General features: G+C 69.3%; 13 protein-coding genes. 9 read left to right on the top strand and 4 right to left on the bottom strand.

Annotation, left to right across the window (positions count from 1 at the left end):
• Positions 1 to 21: 21 nt before the first annotated feature.
• Positions 22 to 1,503, bottom strand: coding sequence for an MFS transporter (locus CSC68_RS03365; RefSeq protein ID WP_162202088.1), 1,482 nt, complete (start codon positions 1,501 to 1,503; stop codon positions 22 to 24).
• A gap of 288 nt (positions 1,504 to 1,791) precedes the next feature.
• A complete protein-coding gene (locus tag CSC68_RS03360) occupies positions 1,792 to 4,671 on the bottom strand; it encodes a TonB-dependent receptor (protein ID WP_162202087.1) in 2,880 nt (959 codons plus the stop codon).
• A 430-nt stretch (positions 4,672 to 5,101) separates the two neighbouring features.
• On the opposite strand from CSC68_RS03360, the gene CSC68_RS03355 reads away from it, so the two are divergent.
• From CSC68_RS03355 to CSC68_RS03335, 5 genes are all read left to right on the top strand, one after another.
• On the top strand, positions 5,102 to 6,394 hold the full coding sequence (locus CSC68_RS03355) for an MFS transporter (protein WP_162202154.1): 1,293 nt from the start codon (positions 5,102 to 5,104) through the stop codon (positions 6,392 to 6,394).
• A gap of 74 nt (positions 6,395 to 6,468) precedes the next feature.
• Positions 6,469 to 9,327, top strand: coding sequence for a glycosyl hydrolase 115 family protein (locus tag CSC68_RS03350; RefSeq protein ID WP_162202086.1), 2,859 nt, complete (start codon positions 6,469 to 6,471; stop codon positions 9,325 to 9,327).
• 45 nt (positions 9,328 to 9,372) lie between these two features.
• The gene (uxaC, locus tag CSC68_RS03345; protein ID WP_162202085.1) at positions 9,373 to 10,797 is read left to right on the top strand and encodes a glucuronate isomerase; all 1,425 of its coding nucleotides are present in this window, start codon (positions 9,373 to 9,375) and stop codon (positions 10,795 to 10,797) included.
• A 48-nt stretch (positions 10,798 to 10,845) separates the two neighbouring features.
• Complete coding sequence (galB, locus tag CSC68_RS03340; protein ID WP_162202084.1) at positions 10,846 to 13,614, top strand: beta-galactosidase GalB; 2,769 nt, start codon at positions 10,846 to 10,848, stop codon at positions 13,612 to 13,614.
• Positions 13,615 to 13,690: 76 nt separating this feature from the next.
• Positions 13,691 to 14,833 (top strand): endo-1,4-beta-xylanase, encoded by a 1,143-nt coding sequence (locus CSC68_RS03335; RefSeq protein ID WP_162202083.1) that lies wholly within the window; start codon positions 13,691 to 13,693, stop codon positions 14,831 to 14,833.
• Positions 14,834 to 14,846: 13 nt separating this feature from the next.
• Here CSC68_RS03335 and CSC68_RS03330 read toward each other — a convergent pair whose 3' ends face one another.
• A complete protein-coding gene (locus tag CSC68_RS03330; protein ID WP_162202082.1) occupies positions 14,847 to 15,269 on the bottom strand; it encodes a hypothetical protein in 423 nt (140 codons plus the stop codon).
• A 159-nt stretch (positions 15,270 to 15,428) separates the two neighbouring features.
• Here CSC68_RS03330 and CSC68_RS03325 point away from each other — a divergent pair, with 159 nt between their 5' ends.
• The 4 genes from CSC68_RS03325 to CSC68_RS03310 all read left to right on the top strand — a co-directional run bounded on the left by CSC68_RS03325 (position 15,429) and on the right by CSC68_RS03310 (position 21,533).
• On the top strand, positions 15,429 to 17,840 hold the full coding sequence (locus CSC68_RS03325; protein ID WP_162202081.1) for a DEAD/DEAH box helicase: 2,412 nt from the start codon (positions 15,429 to 15,431) through the stop codon (positions 17,838 to 17,840).
• Positions 17,837 to 18,703, top strand: coding sequence for a ribonuclease H-like domain-containing protein (locus CSC68_RS03320; RefSeq protein ID WP_162202080.1), 867 nt, complete (start codon positions 17,837 to 17,839; stop codon positions 18,701 to 18,703). Before CSC68_RS03325 ends, CSC68_RS03320 begins: the two co-directional genes overlap by 4 nt.
• A gap of 69 nt (positions 18,704 to 18,772) precedes the next feature.
• Positions 18,773 to 20,455, top strand: a complete 1,683-nt coding sequence (locus CSC68_RS03315) for an NAD(P)/FAD-dependent oxidoreductase (protein WP_162202079.1) — start codon at positions 18,773 to 18,775, stop codon at positions 20,453 to 20,455.
• Positions 20,456 to 20,537: 82 nt separating this feature from the next.
• On the top strand, positions 20,538 to 21,533 hold the full coding sequence (locus CSC68_RS03310) for a type VI immunity family protein (RefSeq protein WP_162202078.1): 996 nt from the start codon (positions 20,538 to 20,540) through the stop codon (positions 21,531 to 21,533).
• A gap of 39 nt (positions 21,534 to 21,572) precedes the next feature.
• On the opposite strand, the gene CSC68_RS03305 is transcribed toward CSC68_RS03310, so the two are convergent.
• Positions 21,573 to 22,886, bottom strand: a complete 1,314-nt coding sequence (locus tag CSC68_RS03305; protein ID WP_162202077.1) for a gluconate:H+ symporter — start codon at positions 22,884 to 22,886, stop codon at positions 21,573 to 21,575.
• Positions 22,887 to 22,924 lie beyond the last annotated feature (38 nt).

The following is a 22,924-nucleotide window of genomic DNA, read 5'->3' as shown; positions in this document are numbered from 1 at the left end:
GGGGATTGCTTTGCTGATGCCTCAGGCCGGCTGGGCGACGCGGCGCGCGGCCAGGTCGCGCTCGATCTGCGATTCCATCGGCTTGTTGATCTTGTAGAAGAACAGCAGGGCCGCGGCGACCAGGAACGGCACCGAGCAGTACAGGCTCACCGCCAGGCGGATGCCGTTGATCGTGTCCGGCGACTGCGCCTGCAGGTCGGCGTCGTAGCCGTAATGGGCGAGGATGCCGGCGACCAGGGCACCGCCCACGCTCAGGCCGACCTTCAGGCCGCACAGGATCGCGGAGAAGATGATGGCGGTGGCGCGGCGGTGGTTCTTCCATTCGGAGTAGTCGGCCACGTCGGCCACCATCGCCCACAGCAGCGGGATGGTGATGCCGTAGAAGAAGCCGTGCAGGATCTGCGCACCGAACACCAGGCCGATGCGATCCGGCGGGATGACGTAGAAGGCGAGCATGAACAGGGTCGAGATGACCAGGAACACGCCGAACACGTCGCGCTTGCCGAACCGGTCGGCCAGCTTCCGCGAGAAGCCGATACCCACCACCATCAGGATGATGCCGCCGGCATTGAACAGGCCGAAAGCGGAGGTGGTGGCATCCTCGGGCAGTTCGAAGCCGGCCAGGCCCATGCCGACCAGGGCCGAGTTGATGCCCCCCAGGATGCTGTAGAAGCCGATCGAGTCCAGGAAGCGGGCCATCGCCGGCTCCTGCAGATAGTTCTCGAAGTAGTAGACGTAGGTACCGCCCTTCAGCGCCAGGGTGGTGAACACCAGGATGGTCACCAGCAGCATGATCAGCCAGGGCCGGTTGCCGGCCAGGTCGGCGAGGTCCCGTCCGATGCTGGACTTCTGCTCCTGTGCCGGCACCACGCGCTCGCGGGTGGTGAAGAACGTGATCAGGAAGAACACGGTGCCGACCACCGCGAACAGCAGCATCGTGTTGCGGAAGCCCTGCACGCGGTCGCCGTCGCCGAGGATGTTGACCAGCGGCAGCAGCAGGGCCTGCACTACCAGCTGGGCCACCATCACCGCCACGAAACGGTAGGACGACAGGCTGTTGCGCTCGCCCATGTTGCCGGTGAGCACGCCGCTGAGCGCCGAGTACGGCAGGTTGTTGGCCGCGTACACCAGCACCAGCAGGGTGTAGGTGGTCGCCGCGTAGATCACCTTGCCCTGCGGGCCCAGGTCCGGGGTGCTGAAGGCCAGCAGCGAGAGCACGCCGAACGGCACCGCGGTCCACAGGATCCACGGCCGGAACTTGCCCCAGCGGGAGTGGGTGCGGTCGGCCAGCACCGCCACCAGCGGGGTGAATACGAACGCACCCAGCAGGCCGACCACGAAGATGATGGTGGCCGCGGTGGCGGCGGGGATGCGGTAGATGTCGGTGTAGAAGTACGCCAGGAACGTCATCAACGTCTGGAAGATCAGGTTCGCCGACAGGTCACCCAGGCTGTAACCGACCTTCTCGCGTACGGAAAGGATCTCGCTGTTGCTGCTGCTCATGCGTCCCCGGCTGGATGCTTGGTGGAATGGCAGTCCGTTCCCGGACGGTGTCCGATGATGCCCCGCCACGCGGACGGGACGCAGGTTACCGCTACCATCGGCCCCGAAGCATACCCCAAGCGCGGCGTCGAAATACGCGGCCACCGGACGGGCGTGAGCGATTCATCCGCGCGCGCCGCGTGCGGTGCCGGAATAGCTGTTTTTCAGGGGTTTTTGCCCCCAAAAGAACGCGGCCCACGCCGACGCCGAAGCGCCGGGTGGGCCGCAATCCTTACTGCAGTGCAGCAATCAGAACGTGCCGCGGATACCCACGGTGACGGTCCGGCCCGGGTCGTACAGGTCGTTCACCGCGTTCGGGTAGGCGAAGTAGGAACGACGCTCCTCGCCGGTGATGTTCAGCACGTTGAAGGTCAGCTGCGGCTGCGAACGGATGTTCTTCAGCGTGTAGCTGGCCGACAGGTCGAGCTGGCCACGGTCCTCGCCGTAGATCTGCGCGAACGGGATGCCCTGCTGGTTCGGACCGGTGCCGGTGGCGCCCTCCGTCCAGGTGTAGGACAGGCGCACCGAGGCGACGTCGTTTTCCCAGTAGGTGGTGGCGTTCCACAGCGACGGGGCGACGCCGTAGACGTTGCCGGCCAGCGCTTCGGCGTCGCGGCCCAGGGTCTTGATGTCCAGCTTGGTGTAGTTGGCCATGAAGCCCAGGCCTTCCAGCACCACGCTCAGCGGCTGCACCCAGATCGCCTCCCAGCCGCGGATCTCCAGCTCGGCGTCGGCGTTGACCTGCTGCTGCACGTTGACCGTGGCCACGTCCGGGCCGCCGCGCGAGTTGATCGCCCGCTGCTGCGAGTCGACCAGGCCCTCGAACGGGATGCCCAGGCTGCGGAACGGACGGGTGGTCACGCCCTGGTAGGTGTAACCCTCGACGCGCTTGTTGAACAGGGTCAGGCCGACGAAGCCCTCGCCGCCGGTGTACCACTCGCCACCGATGTCGAAGTTGGTGGAGATGTACGGGGTGAGGTCCGGGTTGCCCTGGTTGGCCACCTGCGCCGAGATGTCGGTGAAGGTGGTCGCCGGCAGCATCGAGCTCGGGTTCGGGCGGGTCATGGTGCGCGAGGCCGAGGTGCGCAGCACCACGTTGTCGGTCACGTCCCACGCCGCGCTGAACGACGGCAGCCACTCGGAGTAGTCGCCCTCCAGGGTCTGCCAGACGCGGTTGCCGCCGATGGTCACCGGCCCGCTGACCTCCTGGTCGGTGGTCACGTAGCGCACGCCGAAGTTGTAGCGCAGGCCGCGGCCCAGGATGTCCGACTCGCCGTTGACCATGATGTAGGCGGCCTTGCTGGTCTCGTCGAAGCCGCCGGTGGAGCCGCCGGTGTTCGGGCCGCCCGCCTCGTCCGCCGCGTCGCGGTACTGGGCGTAGTTGGTGTCGCGCATGAAGCGCTTGTAGTCCACCGAGACGAAGCCCGCCGGGCCCGGCACGATGTAGTCGGCCAGCCTGGCGTCGTCGACCAGGTCGAACGCATACGGCTGCCAGCCGCTGCCGGTGTCGCCGAAGCCCTGGATGCGGCGCTGGTTGTTGTCCCAGGCCACGCCGACGGTCAGGTTGTTGCGGTCGTCGCCCAGCTGCAGGTCGGCGCGGAAGCCGCTGGTCTCGGTGACGCGCTTCTCGTTCTGCGCCCACACGCGGCCGCCTTCCCAGGTCCAGCCCAGATTGGGGTCGTTCAGGTCGATGCCGGTGGTCCAGCTCGGGACGTCACCGTTGTTGGTGTACTGCAGGGTGGTGAACGGCGAGTTGAACAGGATGGTCGGCGACTCGCGGAACATCCAGCTGCGGCTGGCGTTGGCCTGCACGTCCAGCTTGATGTTCTGGTCGGCGCCGAACCAGAAGGTCGCGCCCGGGGTCACGTGCCAGTACTTGACGTCCTCCACGTACGGACGCGCTTCCAGGAAGAACTGGGCGTTGGTGAAGGTGGCGCTGGTGACGACGTTGTTCGCGTCCAGCTGCATGTCCAGCGGGATGATCGCGCCGTTGCGGCCCACCAGGTTCATGTCCAGGCGCTGGTTGGTGCGGTGTACGTCGGTGTACAGCACGTCGACGTAGGCCTCGACGCTGTCGTTCGGACGCCACTGCACCGAAGCCAGGAAGGCATCGCGGTCGCGGTCGCCGGACATGTGCACCGGACGGCCCAGGCGCGGGATCAGCGCTTCGCCGATCTGCGCGGCGGACAGGCCCGGGTTGTTGGCCTCCAGCCACGCGGCGTCGATCGCCTGGCCCGGGGTCAGGCCGGCGGCGATGGTCGAGCCGTTGTTCGGAACGCTGTCCGGGATGCGCCAGCCGTTGCCACCGGTGACATTGCAGGGCTGGCCCAGGGCCGGGCAGCCGTCCGGGGCGCCGCCGTTGCCGCACTGGGCGTTGGTCAGGTTCGGGTTGGTCCAGCCGATGGTCTCGTAGCCTTCCACGCCCAGCTTGCCGCGCTGCGAGGTCACGCCGGCCAGCACGCCGAAGGTGCCGTCCGCGTTGGTCCAGGACCCGATCACGGTGCCGCGCGGGCTGGTCTTCTCGCTGTTGTCGTTGTAGTCGGCCTGCAGCGAGTAGGTCAGGTGGGAGCCCGGCATGTCGAACGGGCGCATGTTGCGCATGTCGACCACGCCGGCGGCGCCGCCTTCCGGCAGCTTGGCGGTCGGCGACTTGTAGACCGTCAGCTGGTTGAAGAACTCGGTCGGGAAGATGTTGAGGTCGACCTCGCGGTTCTGGTTGGTCGCATCCAGGCCGATCGAGGCGGTCGCCACCGAGGCGCCGTTGATGGTGGTCTTGGTGAAGCTGTTGGGCAGGCCGCGGATGGCGATGTTCAGGCCTTCGCCGTTGACGTCGCGGTTGAGCTGGATGCCCGGCACGCGCGCCAGCGACTCGGCGATGTTGGTGTCCGGGAACTTGCCGATGTCCTCGGCGAAGATCGAGTCGGTGAAGCCGGTGGAGTCACGCTTGGCTTCGGTCGAGTACTGCAGGCTCTGCCGGAAACCGCGGACGGTCACCGTATCGAGCTGGACCGCCTGGTCGCCGTCCTGCCCGGCCTCCGTTTCCTGCGCGAACGCGCTGCCGCTGGCGATCGCCAGGCACAGCAGGCCCAATGCGCGCGACAGTTCTGTCTTGCAAGGCTTCCTGTTCACCGTATTCCCTCCCGTTCTGGTGGACAGGGCGCCGCGTCGTGCGAGCGTTACGTCCACCGGTGTCTCTGGCTGTTGGTATGTGATTTCGCTGCCGGGCGATATCGCTGTTTTCATGGAGCGACACCGGTCCCACAAGCGGCGGCGATGGTAGCGCTCACAGAAAAGCATGCGCAACCCGCATTTCAATGCGGTGCCGCATGTTGCGCTGCACGATGAAAAAGCCTGTATTTCAAGGGGGATCCGCACTCGCGGATGACAGCGCTGACATCGCTGGTATTACTCGCGCTCGAGGTGGTGGCGAGTATCGTGCTGTGTTAATGATACCGATATCAAAGCAACGCACCTCGGGAAGGGAGCTTATGCTGCACTGCGATAATCGCGTATTTATGTTGCGCTGCAGCGCAGCCGCGCGCGGAGGTAACCGGTGAACATGGCGACTCCGGCACCGGTCGCCGGCAAGGTCGGCAGGTACCGCTGGCGCGTGTGCGCCATGCTGCTGGCCGCCACCACGATCAACTACATCGACCGCCAGGTGCTGGGCGTGCTCGCGCCGTTCCTGCAGGACGAGATCGGCTGGAGCGAGATCGAGTACGGCTACATCGTGACGGCCTTCCAGGCCGCCTACGCGATCGGCCTGCTGTGCGCCGGCGCGGTGATCGACCGTTTCGGCACGCGCATCGGCTACGCGCTGGCGATCGGCATCTGGTCGCTGGCGGCGATGGGCCACGCACTGGCCGCCAGCGTGATCGGCTTCATCATCGCGCGCTTCGCCCTGGGGCTGGGCGAAGCGGGCAACTTCCCGGCCGCGGTCAAGACCGTGGCCGAATGGTTCCCAAAGCGCGAGCGCGCGCTGGCGGTAGGCATCTTCAATGCCGGATCCAACATCGGCGCGATCGCCGCGCCGTTGATCGTGCCGGTCGTCGCCGCGGCCTGGGGCTGGCAGGCGGCCTTCCTGTGCACTGGCGTGCTCAGCGCGATCTGGCTGGCGCTGTGGCTCACGCGCTACCGCCCGCCGGAGCAGCAGCCCAGGCTCTCGGCCGCGGAGCTGGCCCATATCCGCTCCGATCCGCCGGAAAGCACGGTCAAGGTGCCCTGGCTGCAGTTGCTGCGGCACCGCCAGGCCTGGTCGTTCGTGGCGGCCAAGTTCATCACCGACCCGGTGTGGTGGCTGTTCCTGTTCTGGCTCGGCAAGTTCCTCGCCTCCGAGTACGGACTGTCGCTTGCGACGATCGGCCCGCCGATGATCGTCGTGTACCTGATGGCCGACGTCGGCAGCATCGCCGGCGGCTGGCTGGCCGGGCGCTTCATGCGCCTGGGCTGGAGCCTCAACCGCGCGCGCAAGGCCGCGATGCTGGTGTGCGCGCTGTGCGTGGCACCGGTGGTGCTGGTGACGCAGGTCGACAACCTGTGGCTGGCGGTGGGCCTGATCGGCCTGGCCATGGCCGGCCACCAGGGCTGGTCGGCCAACGTGTTCACCCTGCCCTCGGACATGTTCCCGCGCCAGGCGGTGGCTTCGGTGGTGGGCATCGGCGGCTTCGCCGGCGCGGTCGGCGGCATGGCCATGTCGCTGTTCGCCGGTGCCCAGCTCCAGGCCACCGGCAGCTACGGGACGATCTTCCTGATCGCCGGATCGGCCTACGTGGTCGCGCTGCTGGTGGTGCACCTGCTGGCGCCGCGCCTGGATCCTGCCCGTTTCGAACTGCCGCGCGCGCACGGCTCCTGAGCCGGCGTGCGCCTCACTGACGCCACGGCCGCGCCATGCGTGCCGGCCGTGGCCGCCATTGCGAGAGACCGATGATGACCAAGCGACACCTTGCCCTGCTGCTGGGCGCCGCGTTCCTGCTGCCGGGGATCGCGCTGGCGCGGCCGGACTGCCGCAGCCCCGCCACCGTATGCGAAGCCCGCACCTCCGGCAGCCTGCCGCTGATCGAGCGCGGCGTTCCGCTGCCCGTGCTGGTGGACGAGGCCGACTTCGAGGCGGTGAAGCTGGCGGCCGATGCGTTGCGCGCCGACCTGGCCGCGGTCGCCGGCAAGGACGCGGCGACGGCGCAGCCGAAGCTGGCGATCATCGCCGGAACCCTGGGCCACAGCCCGCGCATCGACCGCATCGTCCGCGATCGTCGGATTGATACCGGTGGCGTAGAGGGCGTGTGGGAAGCGTACCTGCTGCAGGTCGTGGACAAGCCGGAGCCCGGCATCGACCGCGCCCTGCTGGTGGTCGGTGCCGACCGCCGCGGCACCGCCTACGGCCTGTACGAACTGTCGCGCCGGATCGGCGTCTCGCCGTGGACCTGGTGGGCCGACGTGCCGCCGGCAAGGCATGCGAGCCTGTACATCGCCCCGGGCCGCTTCGTCGACGCGCCGAAGGTGCGCTACCGCGGCATCTTCATCAACGACGAGGACCCGGCGCTCGGTGGCTGGAGCAAGGCGACCTTCGGCGGCACCAACCACCGCTTCTACGAGCGCGTGTTCCAGCTGATCATGCGCCACAAGGCCAACTACCTGTGGCCGGCAATGTGGCTGCCGCGCGCGTTCTACGACGACGATCCGAAGAACGCCGAGGTCGCCGATGCCTACGGCGTGGTCATCGGCACCAGCCACCACGAGCCGATGATGCGCGCGCACGACGAGTGGTCGCGCTACGGCAAAGGCCCCTGGGACTACCGCCGCAACGCGAAGACGCTGCAGGAGTTCTGGCGCGGCGGCATGGAGCGGCTGCAGGGTCGCGAGGCCGTGGTCACCCTGGGCATGCGCGGCGACGGCGACGAGCCGATGAGCGAGGAGACCGCCACCGCCCTGCTGGAGCAGATCGTGGCCGATCAGCGCCGCATCATCGGCGAGGTCACCGGAAAGCCCGTCGAGCAGACCCCGCAGGTGTGGGCGCTCTACAAGGAAGTGCAGGACTACTACGACAAGGGCATGCGCGTGCCCGACGACGTGACCCTGCTGTTCGCCGACGACAACTGGGGCAACATCCGCCGCCTGCCCGACCCGGCCGACCGGCGCCCCGGCGGCTACGGCGTGTACTACCACTTCGACTACGTCGGCGGCCCGCGCAACTACAAGTGGATCAACACCACCCAGGTCGAGCGCGCCTGGGAGCAGATGCGCCTGGCCTGGGCCCACGGCGTGGAGCGGCTGTGGGTGGTCAACGTCGGCGACATCAAGCCGCAGGAACTGCCGATCAGCGCCTTCCTCGACCAGGCCTGGGATCCGGACGCGGCCGACCTGGAATGGATCAAGGCCTATCCGTCGCGCTGGGCGGCCGAGCAGTTCGGAGCGGTGCACGCGCAGGCGATCGGCGACATCCTCACCGGCTACACGAGGCTCAACGCGCGGCGCAAGCCGGAACTGATCGACGCCTCCACCTGGAGCCTGGTCCACGACCGCGAGGCCGATCGCGTGCTGGCCGAATGGGATGCGCTGGTCGCCAAGGTACAGGCGCTGGCACCGAAGATCCCGGCCAGCCACCGCGACGCCTGGTACCAGCTGGTCGAGTACCCGGTGCTGGCCAGCGCCAACCTCAACCACCTGCACGTGGCCGTGGCCCGCAACCGCCTGTACGCGGCGCAGGGCCGGGCCCCGGCCAATGCCTGGGCGACGAAGGCGCGCGAACTGTTCGCGCGTGATGCCGAGCTGCAGCGCGTGTACGAGCAGGACATCGCCGGCGGCAAGTGGGTGCACATGATGAGCCAGCCGCGCATCGGCTATACCCACTGGCAGTCGCCGCCGCGCAACATCCTGCCGGCGCTGGTGAGTGTCGATGCCCCGGAGAAGGGCGTGACGGGCGTGGCGATCGAAGGCGATCCCACCGGCTGGCCGGCGAGCCTGCGCGCGCCGCGGCTGCCGGAGCTGGATCCGGTGGCCGCCCCGACCCGCGAGGTGGTGGTGTTCAACCGTGGCCAGGCGCCGATTCCGTTCACCGCCACCAGCCGCGCCCCGTGGCTGAAGGTCTCGCCGGCCGCCGGCGAGGTTGCCGACGAGCAGCCGCTCAGGCTGGAGATCGACTGGGATGCCCTGCCGGAAGGCCGGCATGAAGGCGTGATCTACATCCGCGGCCAGGACTGGACCGAGGTCTATGTGACCGTGCCGGTGAACAAGCCCCCCCGCCACCGCGGCGCGCGCGGCTTCGTCGAGGGCAATGGCGTGGTCGCGATCGAGGCCGAGCATTACAGCCGCGCCGTGCCGCCGCCCGGGGGCCAGTGGCAGGTGATCCCGAACCTGGGCCGCACCCTGTCGGCGGTCACGGCGTGGCCCGCCACCGGCGAGCCGCTGGTGCCCGGCGGAGATGGCGCGCGCCTGGAATATCCGGTGGTGATGCATGAGGAAGGCGAAGTCGAGCTGCGCGTGCTGGTCTCGCCGACCCTGGACATCCGCCATCGCGGCGGCCTGCGCTACGCGGTCTCGGTCAACGACGAGGCGCCGCGGCTGGGCAACATCCGCCTGGATCCCACCCCCGGTGATCCCGACTTCACCGCCTGGGAAGCGGCGGTGATCGACAACGTCCACGTGGCCCGCTCGCGCCATCGCGTCCGCGCCGGCGCCAACACCGTCAAGCTGTGGCTGGTCGATCCGGCGCTGGTATTCCAGCGCATCGAGCTCGTGCGCCGCGCCACCCCGACCACCCTCGGCCCGGAGGAGAGCGTGCGCCGCTGAAGGCACGCGCTATCCCCGACCGCACGCAATTACATGGAAGACCCGATGAGCACCACCGGCCGCCCGCTCCACCTGCACCAGGACCGCCTGTTCCCGTCCGATCCGACCCAGCGCGCGATCGCGCGACGCCTCTATGCGCAGGTGGAGGGGCTGCCGATCGTCAGCCCGCACGGGCACACCGACCCGTCCTGGTTCGCCAGCAACGCCAACTTCGCCAACGCCACCGAGCTGCTGCTGGTGCCGGACCACTACGTGTTCCGCATGCTCTACAGCCAGGGCATCGGTCTGGACGCGCTGGGCATCCCGCATGCCGACGGCAGCCGCGCCGCCGTCGACCCGCGCGAGGCCTGGCGGGTGTTCGCCCGGAACTTCCACCTGTTCCGCGGTACGCCCTCGTCGATGTGGCTCAACCACGTGTTCCATGACGTGTTCGGGCTGCGCGTGCGCCTGGACGCCGACACCGCAGACCAGTACTACGACACCATCACCGCCGCGCTGCAGACCGAGGCCTACCGCCCGCGCGCCCTGTTCGAGCGCTTCGACATCGAGGTGATCGCCACCACCGAAGGCCCGCTGGATCCGCTGGTCCACCACCAGTCCATCCGCGACAGCGGCTGGAAGGGCAAGGTGGTGACCGCCTACCGCCCCGACGAGGTGGTCGATCCGGAGCACGAGGCCTTCGCGGCGGCACTTGAGCGGTTCGGCGGGATCACCGGCGAGGACGTGTACAGCTGGGACGGCTACCTGCGCGCGCACCGCAACCGCCGCGCCTTCTTCAAGTCGCTGGGCGCGACCTCGACCGACCACGGCCACGAGAGCGCGCTGACTGCGGACCTGTCGCAGGCCGAGGCCGCGCGCCTGTTCGCGAAGATCCTCAAGGGCGGCTTCAGCCGCGAGGAAGCGGCGTTGTTCCGTGGCCAGGTGCTGACCGAGATGGCGGCCATGAGCCTGGACGATGGCCTGGTGATGCAGCTGCACCCGGGCTGCCATCGCAACCACAACCCGCTGCTGTTCGCCCGTCATGGCCGCAACGTCGGCGCCGACCTGCCGCTGGCCACCGACTACGTGCATGCCCTCAAGCCGCTGCTGGACCGCTTCGGCAACGAACCGGGCTTCACCTTCATCCTGTTCACCCTGGACGAAAGCACCTATTCGCGCGAGCTGGGGCCGATGGCTGGCCACTATCCGTGCCTCTACCTGGGCCCGGCGTGGTGGTTCCACGATTCGCCCGAGGGCATGTGGCGCTTCCGCGAGCAGACCCTCAGCACGGCCGGCTTCTACAACACCGTCGGCTTCAACGACGACACCCGCGCCTTCCTTTCCATCCCCGCGCGCCACGACGTCGCCCGCCGCATCGACTGCGCGGTGCTGGCGAAGCTGGTCGCCGAGCACCGTCTGGAAGAGGACGAGGCCGCCGAAGTCGCCGTGGACCTGGCCTACAACCTGCCCAAGCGCGCCTACAAGCTGTAACCCCCGCGGACGCGGATCCCCCGCGCCCGCCGCCGTGGAATCGCCTGCATGACGACCGAGTCCCTGCCGCCCGCGCGGCATCGCGCCCGCCGCATCGCCGCGCTCCTGCTGGGCCTGGCCTCCCTGGCCGCCGGCCTGCCACTGGTGGCCGCGGAGACCCCGCGCGAGCGCATCCGCCTGGACCAGGGCTGGCGTTTCCACCGGGGCGATCCGCCGGGGGTGGACGGGCGCCTGGACTACGACGTGCGCCCGCAGGTGCAGGCCAGCGCCGACGGCAAGGACGCCGACAGCCGCCCCGACGAAGCGGTGCGCGTGCGCGCCGACCGTCCGGTGCTCAAGCCTTGGATCCTGCCCACGGCCAACCGCTTCATCCGCGACCCCGCGCAGCGCCACGCGCGGCCGGCCGCCCGGCCGGACGTCGGGAACATCCCGTTCCTGCGCGCGGACTACGACGACTCGGCCTGGCAGCAGGTCACCCTGCCGCACGACTGGGCCATCGCCGGACCATTCCTCGCCGAAGGCCCCTATGGCGGCATGGGCCGCCTGCCCAGCTGGGGCGTGGGCTGGTACCGCCGGCAGCTCGACATCCCCGCCGACCAGCGCGGCCGCCGCATCTTCCTGGACCTGGACGGCGCCATGTCCTACGCCACGGTCTGGCTCAATGGCCAGCTGGTCGGCGGTTGGCCCTATGGCTACAACAGCTGGCGCGTGGACCTCACGCCCCATGTGGCGTTCGGCGGCGACAACACGCTGGCGATCCGCCTGGACAACCCGCCCGAATCGGCGCGCTGGTATCCGGGTGGCGGCCTGTACCGCGACGTCTGGCTGCTCAGCACCGCGCCGGTGCACGTGGCGCAGTGGGGCACGACGGTCACCACGCCGCGCGTTTCGGCGGAATCGGCCGAGGTGCACCTGCGGGTCGAGGTGGACAACACCACCAACGACCTCGTGCGGGTCGCCGTGGAGAGCGAGTTCTACGCGCTGGATGCGGATGGCACGCACGGCGCTGAACCGGTGGCGCGGATCGCGCCGATCGGCTTCCAGATCGTGCCGGGCGGCAGCAGCGCCGCGACCTCCGGCACCCGCATCGCCCATCCGCGCCTGTGGGGACCCCCGCCGAGCCAGCAACCGCACCGTTATGTCGCGGTGACCACGGTGCGCCAGGAGGGGAAGGTCGTCGATCGTTACGAGACCCGCTTCGGCATCCGCCAGGTCGAATGGGATCCGGACCGCGGCGTGGTGGTCAACGGCGAGCACATCGTGCTCAAGGGCGTGAACCAGCACCACGACCTCGGCGCCCTCGGCGCCGCGTTCAATGTCCGCGCCGCGCGACGGCAGCTGGAGATCCTGCGCGCCATGGGCGCCAATGCCATCCGCCTGGCGCACAACCCGCCCGACCCGCAGCTGCTGGAGCTGGCCGACGCGATGGGCTTCCTGGTGGTCGACGAGATCTTCGATTCCTGGGAGAAGAAGAAGACCCCGCTGGACTTCCACCTCGTGTTCCCGGAATGGCACGAGGCCGACCTGCGCGCGATGCTGCGCCGAGACCGCAACCACCCGTCCGTGATCCTGTGGAGCGTGGGCAACGAGGTCGGCGAGCAGTACGACGGCGAGGACGGTGCCGCGATCGGGCGGCGCCTGGTCCGGATCGTACGCGAGGAGGATCCGACCCGCCCGGCGACCGCCTCGATGAACTGGGCCAAGGCCGACATGCCGTTCCCCGCCGCCTTCGACGTGGTCAACCTCAACTACCAGGGCGAAGGCATCCGCCAGGAGCCGGAGTTCGAGGGCACCGAGCGCATCCGCACGCCGCCCTCGTATCCCGCGTTCCGTGCCGCCTTCCCGGACAAGGTGGTCTTCGGCAGCGAGACCGCCTCGGCGCTGAGCACGCGCGGGACCTACCTGTTCCCGGTGACCGCGGCGCTGAGCGCGCCGGTCCGCGTCCGGAACGGCGGCGGCGACTCGCAGCGACGCCTGGTCAGCGCCTATGAGTTGCACGCGGTCGATTTCGGCTCCAGTGCCGACAAGGTGTTCGCCACCCTCGACCGGCATCCCTACGTGGCCGGCGAGTTCGTGTGGAACGGCTTCGACTACCTGGGCGAGCCGACCCCGTACTACGAATCGCGCAGTTCCTACAGCGGCATCATCGACCTGGCCGGATTCCCCAAGGACCGCTACTGGCTGTACCAGTCGCGCTGGCGCCCGGAGCTGCCGATGGTCCACGTGCTGCCGCACTGGAACTGGCCGGGACGCGAGGGCCAGGTCACGCCGGTCCACGTGTTCACTTCCGGCGACGAGGCCGAGCTGTTCGTCAACGGCGTCTCCCAGGGCAGGAAGAAGAAGGGGGCCTACGAGTACCGCCTGCGCTGGGACGAGGTGGTCTACCAGCCGGGAACGCTGCGCGTGCAGGCCTGGCGCGATGGCAAGCCCTGGGCGTCGGCCACGGTGGAGACCACCGGCGCACCCGCGCGACTGGCGCTGGAGGCCGACCGCGCGCGGATCGGCAACGATGGCCGCGACCTGTCCTTCGTCACCCTGCGCGTGGTCGATGCGTCGGGGCGCCCGGTCCCCGATGCCGATACCCGCGTACGCTTCCAGGTGGAAGGCACCGCGGAACTGGTGGCCACCGACAACGGCGACCCGCGCGACCTTGTGCCCTTCCCCTCCGCGGAGCGCAATGCCTTCAGCGGGATGGCCCTGGCCATCGTCCGCGGCCTGCCCGGGCACGAGGGACCGGCGCGCGTGCGCGTGGAGGCCGACGGCCTGGAAGGCGCCACGCTGGAGCTGCGCGTGGAGCAGGGCGCCGATGCACATTGATGGCCACGCACGCCGTGGCCCCCACCCGACGCGTGCCCTGGTGCGCGAACCCGCAGATCGAAGCCGGAGGTAACCCATGATCCGTTCCCGCACCGTCCTGCTTGCCACCCTCGCCCTGGCCTGTGGCAGCGCGTTCGCGGCTCCGCAGACGCTCAGGGAGGCCTACCGCGAGGACTTCCTGCTGGGCACCGCGGTCAACGACGCCATCGTCAGCGGCGAGGACGCCGCGCAGCAGGCGCTGGCCGTCCAGCATTTCAATGCCATCACCCTGGAGAACTCGATGAAGGTCGAGGTGCTCCACCCGGAGCCGGGCAAGTGGGATTTCGGGCGTGCCGACGCATTCGTCGAGTTCGGCCGCAGGCACGGCATGTTCCTGGTCGGCCACACCCTGGTCTGGCACAACCAGACTCCGGCCTGGTTCTTCCAGGATGCCGACGGCGCGCCGGCCGGCACGGAAGCGATGCGCGAGCGCCTGCGCCAGTACATCCACACCGTGGCCGGGCGCTATGCCGGCAAGGTGCAGGCCTGGGACGTGGTCAACGAGCAGATCGGCGAGGACGGCCGGTACCGCGACACCACCTGGGTCCGCGCCTACGGCGGCGACGGCGATGCGCTGATGCGCGACGCCTTCCGCTTCGCCGCCGAGGCCGCGCCCGATGCCGAGCTGTACTACAACGATTTCAACGCCTGGCGGCCGGAAAAGGTCGCCGGCATCGTGCGCATGGTCGGGATGCTCAAGGGACATGGCATCCGCATCGACGGGGTCGGCATCCAGGGCCACTGGGGCCTCAACTATCCGGCGCTGGCCGACATCGAGGCGGCGATCGATGCCTATCACGCCGCCGGGGTCAAGGTGATGGTCACCGAGCTGGACGTGGACGTGCTGCCGCTGACGAAGGAAGGCCAGGTCATCGGCCAGGGCATGCTGCATCCGCAGTTCCAGCTGCCCGAGTTCAAGCGCTTCCTGGATCCGTACCGCGACGGTTTGCCCGACGAAGTACAGCGCCAGCTGGCCGACCGCTACGCCGAGCTGTTCGCGCTGTTCCACCGCAAGCGCGACAGGCTGGCGCGGGTGGCGGTATGGGGCGTGGCCGACGACATGTCCTGGAAGAACGGTTACCCGGTTCCCGGCCGCACCAACTACCCGCTGCTGTTCGACCGCCAGCGCCAGCCCAAGCCGGCGTTCGACGCAGTGCTGCAGGTGCCCCGCGACAGGTGAGCCGCCGGCGCCCTCAGTCGGTGCCTTCCCCGCCGTCGTCGCCCGGCCTGCAGTGCAACGGAAGCGCCCAGGCGCCGGCCTTGACCAGCGCGACCCGGTCGGATGGATCGAAGGCGATGAGCACGTCGCGCTCGCGATCCGGGCCGCCATGCGGATCCGACCATGGCAGCTGGCGGGCGGCGATCACCAGGAACGGCAGCCGCGCCACCACGTCACCGCTGCCGTCCCAGCAGCCGGTATAGGCGCACAGCGACACGCCGCCCTCGCTGGAGAAGGCCAGGTCCATCGGCGTGAGCCCGCCGTCGGCGGCGATGCTGCAGCCATCCCAGGTGCAGGCCACTTCCACGTCGTTGAAGCAGCGCCAGGTCTCCGCCTGCGCATGTGCGCAGGCCATGCCCAGCGCCAGCACGCACAGCGCGCGCATCGACTTCCGCATCCGCGTCCCCATTCCCTGCCCTTCCCCAAGGGCCCGGAACCCGATGGTGCCCTGCCACGCCCGCGATCGCCAGCCTGAAGCAGACAGGCAACCGGGCATCGCGTCGCACACATTGAGACACCAACCGCGTACAACCCGGCGCTCCACGATGGAGCACCCATGCCTGCACTCGCCCCCCTGACCGCGTTCGACCGTCCCGCGCTGCCCATTCCCGCGCCGGACGGCGCCAGCTTCGCCCTGCGCCTGGCGGGCAAGTACCAGGGCCGCGTCACCGGCCATTTCGTCCAGCCCGGCCGCGAAGGCCGCTATGCGCCGCTGCCGGACGGCCTGCCGCCGCGCCTGGCCGCGGCCCTGCGCGCGCGTGGGGTCGAGCAGCTCTACGCGCACCAGGCCGAGGCCTGGGATGCGGTGACCGCCGGCGGCAACGTGGTGCTGGCCACGCCCACCGCCTCGGGCAAGTCGCTGTGCTACACCCTGCCGGTGGTCAGCGCGGTCATGACGCGCAAGGCCAAGGCGCTGTACCTGTTCCCGACCAAGGCCCTGTCGCAGGACCAGGTGGCCGAGCTGCTGGAGCTCAACCGCGCCGGCGACCTCGGCCTGAAGCCGGCCACTTTCGACGGCGACACGCCCGGCGACCAGCGCCAGGCCATCCGCCTCAATGGCGACATCGTCGTTTCCAACCCGGACATGCTCCACCAGGGGATCCTGCCGCACCACACCAAATGGGCGCAGTTCTTCGAGGGGCTGGAGTACGTGGTGATCGACGAGATCCACACCTACCGCGGCGTGTTCGGCTCGCACCTGGCCAACGTCCTGCGCCGGCTGAAGCGCGTGTGCGCGTTCTACGGGTCGAAGCCGCAGTTCATCCTGTGCTCGGCCACCATCGGCAATCCGAAGGAGCATGCGGAGGCCCTGCTGGAGGACGAGGTGCGCGCGATCACCGAGTCAGGCGCGCCCAGCGGCGACCGCCACGTGCTGCTGTGGAACCCGCCGGTGGTGAATCCGGACCTGGGCCTGCGCGCCTCGGCGCGCTCGCAGTCCAACCGCATCGCACGCGCCGCGCTCAAGGCCGGGCTCAAGACCCTGGTGTTCGCGCAGTCGCGGACCATGGTCGAGGTGCTCACCAAGTACCTGAAGGACGTGTTCGACAGCGATCCGCGCAAGCCGGCGCGGGTGCGCGCCTACCGCGGCGGCTACCTGCCCACCGAACGGCGCGAGGCCGAGCAGGCCATGCGCGCCGGGCGCATCGACTGCATCGTCTCCACCTCGGCGCTGGAACTGGGCGTGGATATCGGCAGCCTGGACCTGGTGGTGCTCAACGGCTACCCGGGCTCGGTGGCGGCGACCTGGCAGCGCTTCGGCCGCGCCGGCCGCCGCCAGCAGGCCTCGCTTGGGGTGATGGTGGCCAGCTCCGATCCGCTGGACCAGTACATGGTGCGCCACCCGGAGTTCTTCTCCGCCTCGCCGCCGGAGCACGCACGCATCGCCCCGGACCAGCCGGTGATCCTGCTCGACCACATCCGCTGCGCCGCGTTCGAGCTGCCGTTCCTGCAGGGCGAGCGCTTCGGCAACGTCGAACCGGAGGTCTACCTGCAGCTGCTGGCCGAGGACGGCGTGGTGCATCCGGATGGCGGGCGCTGGGAGTGGATCGCCGACAGCTACCCGGCCAACGCGGTGAGCCTGCGCTCGGTGGCCGACGGCAACTTCGTGGTGGTCGACCGCACCGATGGCCGCCAGGTGATCATCGCCGAGGTCGACTTCAGCTCCGCGCCGCTGATGCTCTACGAAGGCGCGATCCACATGGTCCAGTCCGTGCCCTACCAGGTCGAGCGGCTGGACTGGGAAGGGCGCAAGGCCTACGTCACCCGCACCCACGTCGACTACTACACCGACGCGATCGACTACACCAGGCTCAAGGTGCTGGAGCGCTTCGACGGCGTGATCGCCGGTACCGGCACCTGCCACCACGGCGAGGTGCACGTGGTGAGGCGCGTGTCCGGCTACAAGAAGATCCGCTACTACACCCACGAGAACATCGGCTACGGCCCGGTGAACCTGCCGGACCAGGAGCTGCATACCTCTGCCCTGTGGTGGCAACTACCGCAGGCCGAGCTGGAGGCGCGCTTCGCCGGCCGCCAGGACGCGCTGGATGGCTTCCTCGGCGCCGGCTACGCCCTGCACGTGGTGGCCAAGGTGGCGGTGATGGCCGAGTCGGCCGACCTGCAGAAGGCCGTGGGCAGCGGCGATGGCGCCTGGTTCGCCAGCGGCGACGGTCGCGGACGCGGCCAGCTGCGTGCACTGGACGGCAGCATGGTCGATCCCGACCGCCACGACAGCTTCGTGCCTACCGTCTACCTCTACGACAACTACCCCGGAGGCATGGGCCAGAGCGAGCCGCTGTGGAAGCGCCAGCGCGAGCTGGTGGTAAGCGCCCGCGAACTGGTCGAACGCTGCGACTGCCGTGCCGGCTGCCCGGCCTGCGTCGGCCCGGTGCTGGCCGCGCAGGAGGACGAGGAGACCACGCCCAAGGCGCTGGCGCTGCGCGTGCTTGGCGCGCTGGAGGCGGCATGAGCCTGACCCTGGCCAAGCTGCAGCAGCTCAAGCGCCAGGCCGGCGCCAGCACGCCACAGCGCGCGGCATCGCCTGCCGCGCCAGCGGCCACCGACCTGGACCAGCTGCGCCGGCTGCTGCGGGTGCGTGCGCGTCCCCTGGCGGCGCCGGTCGGCGGCGACCGCAGCCTGCCCGGCACCGAGATCGCCAGGGGACTGTTCCTGGTGGAAGGGTTCCTGCCGGCGCCGGAGGTGCCGGAACTTCTCGATGGCACGTTCGACCGCGGCGAACCCATTCCCACCGGCGAGGTGCTGTTCTTCGACACCGAGACCACCGGCCTGGCCGGCGGCACCGGCACCCGCGCCTTCATGATCGGCGCGGCCGACTGGTGCGGCGGCCAGTTGCGCATCCGCCAGCTGACCCTGGCCAGCATGCGCGCCGAGGCGGCGATGCTCGACGTCTTCGCCAGCTGGTTGCAGCCCCGCAGCATCCTGTGCAGCTACAACGGCAAGTGCTACGACGCCCCGCTGCTCGCCACCCGCTACCGCCTGGCCCGTCGCGGCAGTCCGCTGGCCGGTCTGCGCCATGTCGACCTGCTCTACCCGACCCGCCGCAGCTACCGCGGCGTGTACGAGAACTGCCGCTTGGCCACGATCGAGCGCCAGGTGCTGAAGATCGTGCGCGAGGACGACCTGCCCGGATCGGAAGCGCCGGCGGCCTGGCTCAGCTATATCCGTGGCGGCGGCAGCGGCCTGCTGCGCCGGGTGCTGGCGCACAACCGCCAGGACGTGATCACCCTGTCGCGGCTGCTGGCCAGCCTGTCGGGAGTGGGCACCACCGAGGGATTGTTGTTACCCGCGCGTGAAGCAGGCGCGGGTCGGTAAATTGCCGCCGGCTCCACGCTGACGGCATAGTGCAGGCATTGGCGCTACCGGCGCCCGGGAGCTGGACGAATGGACACTGAAGGGAAGGAATCCGCCGGTGACGGGCCGCAGTACAGGGACGTGGTGATCCTGGGTGGCGGCCTGGCCGGCCTCACGCTTGCCCTGCAACTGCGCCAGCGCGATCCGGACCTTTCGGTGACCGTGGTCGAGCGCCGCGCACATCCCGTGCGCGAGGCGGCGTACAAGGTCGGCGAATCCACGGTCGAGATCGGCGCGCACTACTTCGCCGATGTGCTTGGCCTGCGCGAGCACCTGGAAAGCGAGCAGCTGCGCAAGTACGGCCTGCGCTACTTCTTCAGCGATGGCCAGCACCGGGTCGAGGACTGCAGCGAGATGGGCGTCAGCCACCTGCTGCCCACGCCCTCCTGGCAGCTGGATCGTGGCCGCTTCGAGAACTTCCTTGGCGACAGGGTGCGCGAGGCCGGCGTCGAGTTCCTCGACCAGGCCGTGGTGCGCACCCTGGAACTGTCGGAGTCCGATGCGCCACACCTGGTGAAGTTCGACCACGATGGGCAGTCGCAGACGCTCGCGGCGCGCTTCGTGGTCGATGCCTCCGGCCGCGCCGGCCTGATCAAGCGCAAGCTCGACCTGGCACAGCCCAACGACCATGACGCCAACGCGGTGTGGTGGCGGATCAACGGGCAGACCGACCTGGACCAGTGGTCGGACGATCCATGGTGGCGCCAGCGCTTCCAGCCTGCGCGCCGGATCAACTCCACCAACCACATGTGCGGGCCGGGCTACTGGTTCTGGCTGATCCCGCTGGCCTCCGGCTCGCATTCGCTGGGCATCGTCTGCGACGCGAAGATGCATCCGCTGGAGACGATGAACACCCACGCCAGGGCGATGGAATGGCTGCGCCGGCACCAGCCGCGCGTGCACGAGGCGCTGGACAATCCCGTATTCGAGCTGCAGGACTTCCTGTTCCTGCGCCACTTCTCCCATGGCTGCAAGCAGGTCTATTCCGAACACCGCTGGGCGCTGACTGGCGAGGCCGGGCTGTTCCTGGATCCGTTCTACTCCCCGGGCAGCGATTTCATCGCCATCAGCAACACCTACGTGTGCGAGCTGGTGGAGCTGGACCGCGCCGGCACGCGCATCGGCCCGTATGCCGATTTCTACCAGCAGCTGTACTTCTCGTTCTACGAGAACACGCTGACCCTCTACCAGGACCAGTACCCGATCTTCGGCCACCCGCAGGTGATGCCGATCAAGGTGCTGTGGGACTACGTCTTCTACTGGGCGCTGCTGGCGCCGCTGTTCTTCAGCCGGCGCCAGGCGGACCTGGTGATCCTCTCGCGGCTCAAACCCCATTTCGCCGAAGGACGTGCACTGAATCTCGCCATGCAGCACCTGATGCGCGAGTGGGGCACGCGTGACAGCACGCCCGACCTCACCCAGGCCCGCGCCTACGACCAGTACGAGGTGGAGTGGTGCCGGGAAATGAATGGCGCGCTGGCCGACGAGCTGGACGACGACGCCTATGTCGCCCGCACCGCACGCTGGGTGGCGGGCATGCGCCAGCTGGCGGCCGAGGTGCTGGCCCTGGCCCGCGATGCCTTCACGGATATCGGCGATCATGGCCTGGACGCGCTGCTGGCGGGGCATGACATCGACGCCCATCCGGCGATGCTGCCGCCGCACTGGTTCGCGCCGCTCGAGGAAGCCGCGCCGGCGGCCGCCGAAGCCTGAGCCTCCTGGTGCAGAATGCGGCCAGCCCTCTCCGGCGGTGACCGCCGCACGGGTCCGCACTGCCACAGCAAGGACGCCTGCATTGATCACCCGGGATTTCCTCGTCCAGCACATGGACGAGTTCGAACTGGCCAACCCCCTGGACCGCAAGCCGGATGTGCGCCTGCGCATGGGGCTGGGCTGCAGCCTGTACATGCGCGATCCGCAGTGCCCGCGGACGCGGCTGGCGCTGGCCCGCTGCGCCGACCACTACCTGGACCTGGTGGGCGGGCGGATTGCCAGCGGCATGGACTCGGTCCGCAATGCGTCCCTTGGCGATTACCGTCCCGGTGACGTGCGGCTGGCCGAGGCGATCGCCGCAGGCGACGACGTCGACAACCATTCCTTCGGTGGTGTGTTTTACGGCGAGAGGGAGCCACGGATAGCCAGCCATTTCGACCTGGAGTTCGGCGCCGCAAGCAGCCAGGCCGCGCCCCTGCACACGCGTCCGGCCTTCTTCCGCGCTACGTTCCCGCTGGGCTGGTGGCGCGAGCGCGGCGGACTGGAGGCGTTCGCCCGGCTGGTCCACCACTGGTGCACCCTGCTCAGTCCGTTCCATGGCTACGCCGGCTACGCGGCCCTGCCCAGCCTGGACCAGGCCGAATTCCGGCGCAGCGGCTACCTGGCCACGATGGTGGCCGAACGCTTCCCGGGGCTGGACGTGGACCATGCCTCGTCCGTGGCCTCGATGGCACGCCGCTGCGGCCCGCCGCTGAAGCTCAAGAGCGCCAACTGGCTGACCGCGCTGGACGATGAGGTCCTGCGGGCGCTGGGGGGACGCGCGACCGTGCTCGACGACCTGGGGGCCGGGTTCGGGCTGCACGAGTACGACGGCGGCGTCCTGGTCCAGGCCGGCGCGATGCCGGAGCTGGGTGACCGCGAACTCGACGAAGTTCCCGCGGCCTACCAGCAGCTGTCGTGGAAGCTCCGGCCGCTGCGCATGCAGTACCCGGACGGCTGGTCCTTGCTCAGGTCCCCCGGTCCAGCGGCCGGCGACAGTACCGCGCTCACCAACGCCTGGCTGGCGCGACTGGACTGAGCCCTGGACCACTGTCCCAAGGTCGTGCCAGCCGCATCGTCAGGCCACCAGGTCCAGCAGCAGCACGCCGGCCAGGCCGACCACGGAGATGGTGGATTCCATCACCGTCCATGAGCGGAAGGTCTGCGCCATGGACAGGTTGAAGAATTCCTTGAACATCCAGAAGGCCGAGTCGTTGACGTGGGAGCCGAACACGCTGCCGGCGCCCACCGCCAGCACCATCAGCTCCGGCGACACGCCGGTGGTCTCGACCAGCGGGCCGACCACGCCGGCGGCGGTGATCACCGCCACGGTGGAGGAACCGATCATCACCCGCAGCAGCGCGGTGGCCAGCCAGGCGAACAGCAGCGGTGGCATCTGCCACTGCCCGGCCAGGGCGGCGATGGTCGCGCCCACGCCGCTGTCGACCAGCACCTGCTTGAACACGCCGCCCGCGGTGATGATCAGCAGGATCACGGCGATGCCGCCGATGGCGGCATTGAGCCAGCGTGTCTGCTGCTCCAGGCCGACGCCGCGGCGATGGCCGAGGAACCAGAACGCAAGCAGGGTCGACAGCAGCAGGGCCACGGTCGGGTTTCCAAGGAACAGCAGCGCGGTGCGCACCAGGCCTTCCGGCAGCACGCCGTCGGCAACCACCGAGACGCTGATCAGCAGCACCGGCGACAGCGCGATCAGGAACGAGCATGCCGCGCCCGGCAGCTCGCCGCGCGCACCATCTTCCGGACCGTTGAACAGGTCCGGCAGCGGCGGGTTGATCGATTTCAGCCCGCGCGACAGCCAGGGGCCTGCAATCCCCACCGCCGGCACCGCCATCACCAAGCCGTACAGCAGGGTGCGGCCCATGTCCGCGCCGAAGGCGTTCACCAGCACCACTGGTCCCGGATGCGGCGGCAGGAAGCAGTGGGTGGTGCTCAGCGAGGCCACGGTGGGGATGGCCAGCAGCAGGATCGGCAGGCCGGTGCGTCGCGCCAGCGAGAAGATCAGCGGCACCAGGATGATGAAGCCGGCATTGAAGTACAGCGGGATGCCGACCAGGAAGCCGGTCAGCAGCAGCGCCCACTGGATGTTGCGCTCGCCGAAGGCGCCGATCAGGGTGGTGGCGATCTTCTCCGCCGCGCCGCTTTCCTCCAGCACCTTGCCCAGGATCGCGCCGAGCACGATCACCAGTGCCAGCCCGGCCAGCGTGCTGCCCACGCCGGTGTCGATGGTCTTCACCAGGTCCTGCGGCGCGATCCCCAACGCCAGGCCCAGCGGGATCGCCACCACCAGCAGCGACAGGAACGGGCTCAGCTTGCGCGCGGTGAGGAAGATCTGCAGCGCGATGGCGGCGGCGATGATGAGGAACGTGACCATCCAGCAACTCCCCGGGAGTGAGTGGTACGACGTCCGGC

The sequence above is a fragment of the Pseudoxanthomonas suwonensis genome (assembly GCF_010093235.1).
Lineage (GTDB): Bacteria > Pseudomonadota > Gammaproteobacteria > Xanthomonadales > Xanthomonadaceae > Pseudoxanthomonas > Pseudoxanthomonas suwonensis.
Note: the sequence above shows the minus strand (reverse complement) of the source record. Positions and strands in the feature narration are given on the sequence as shown.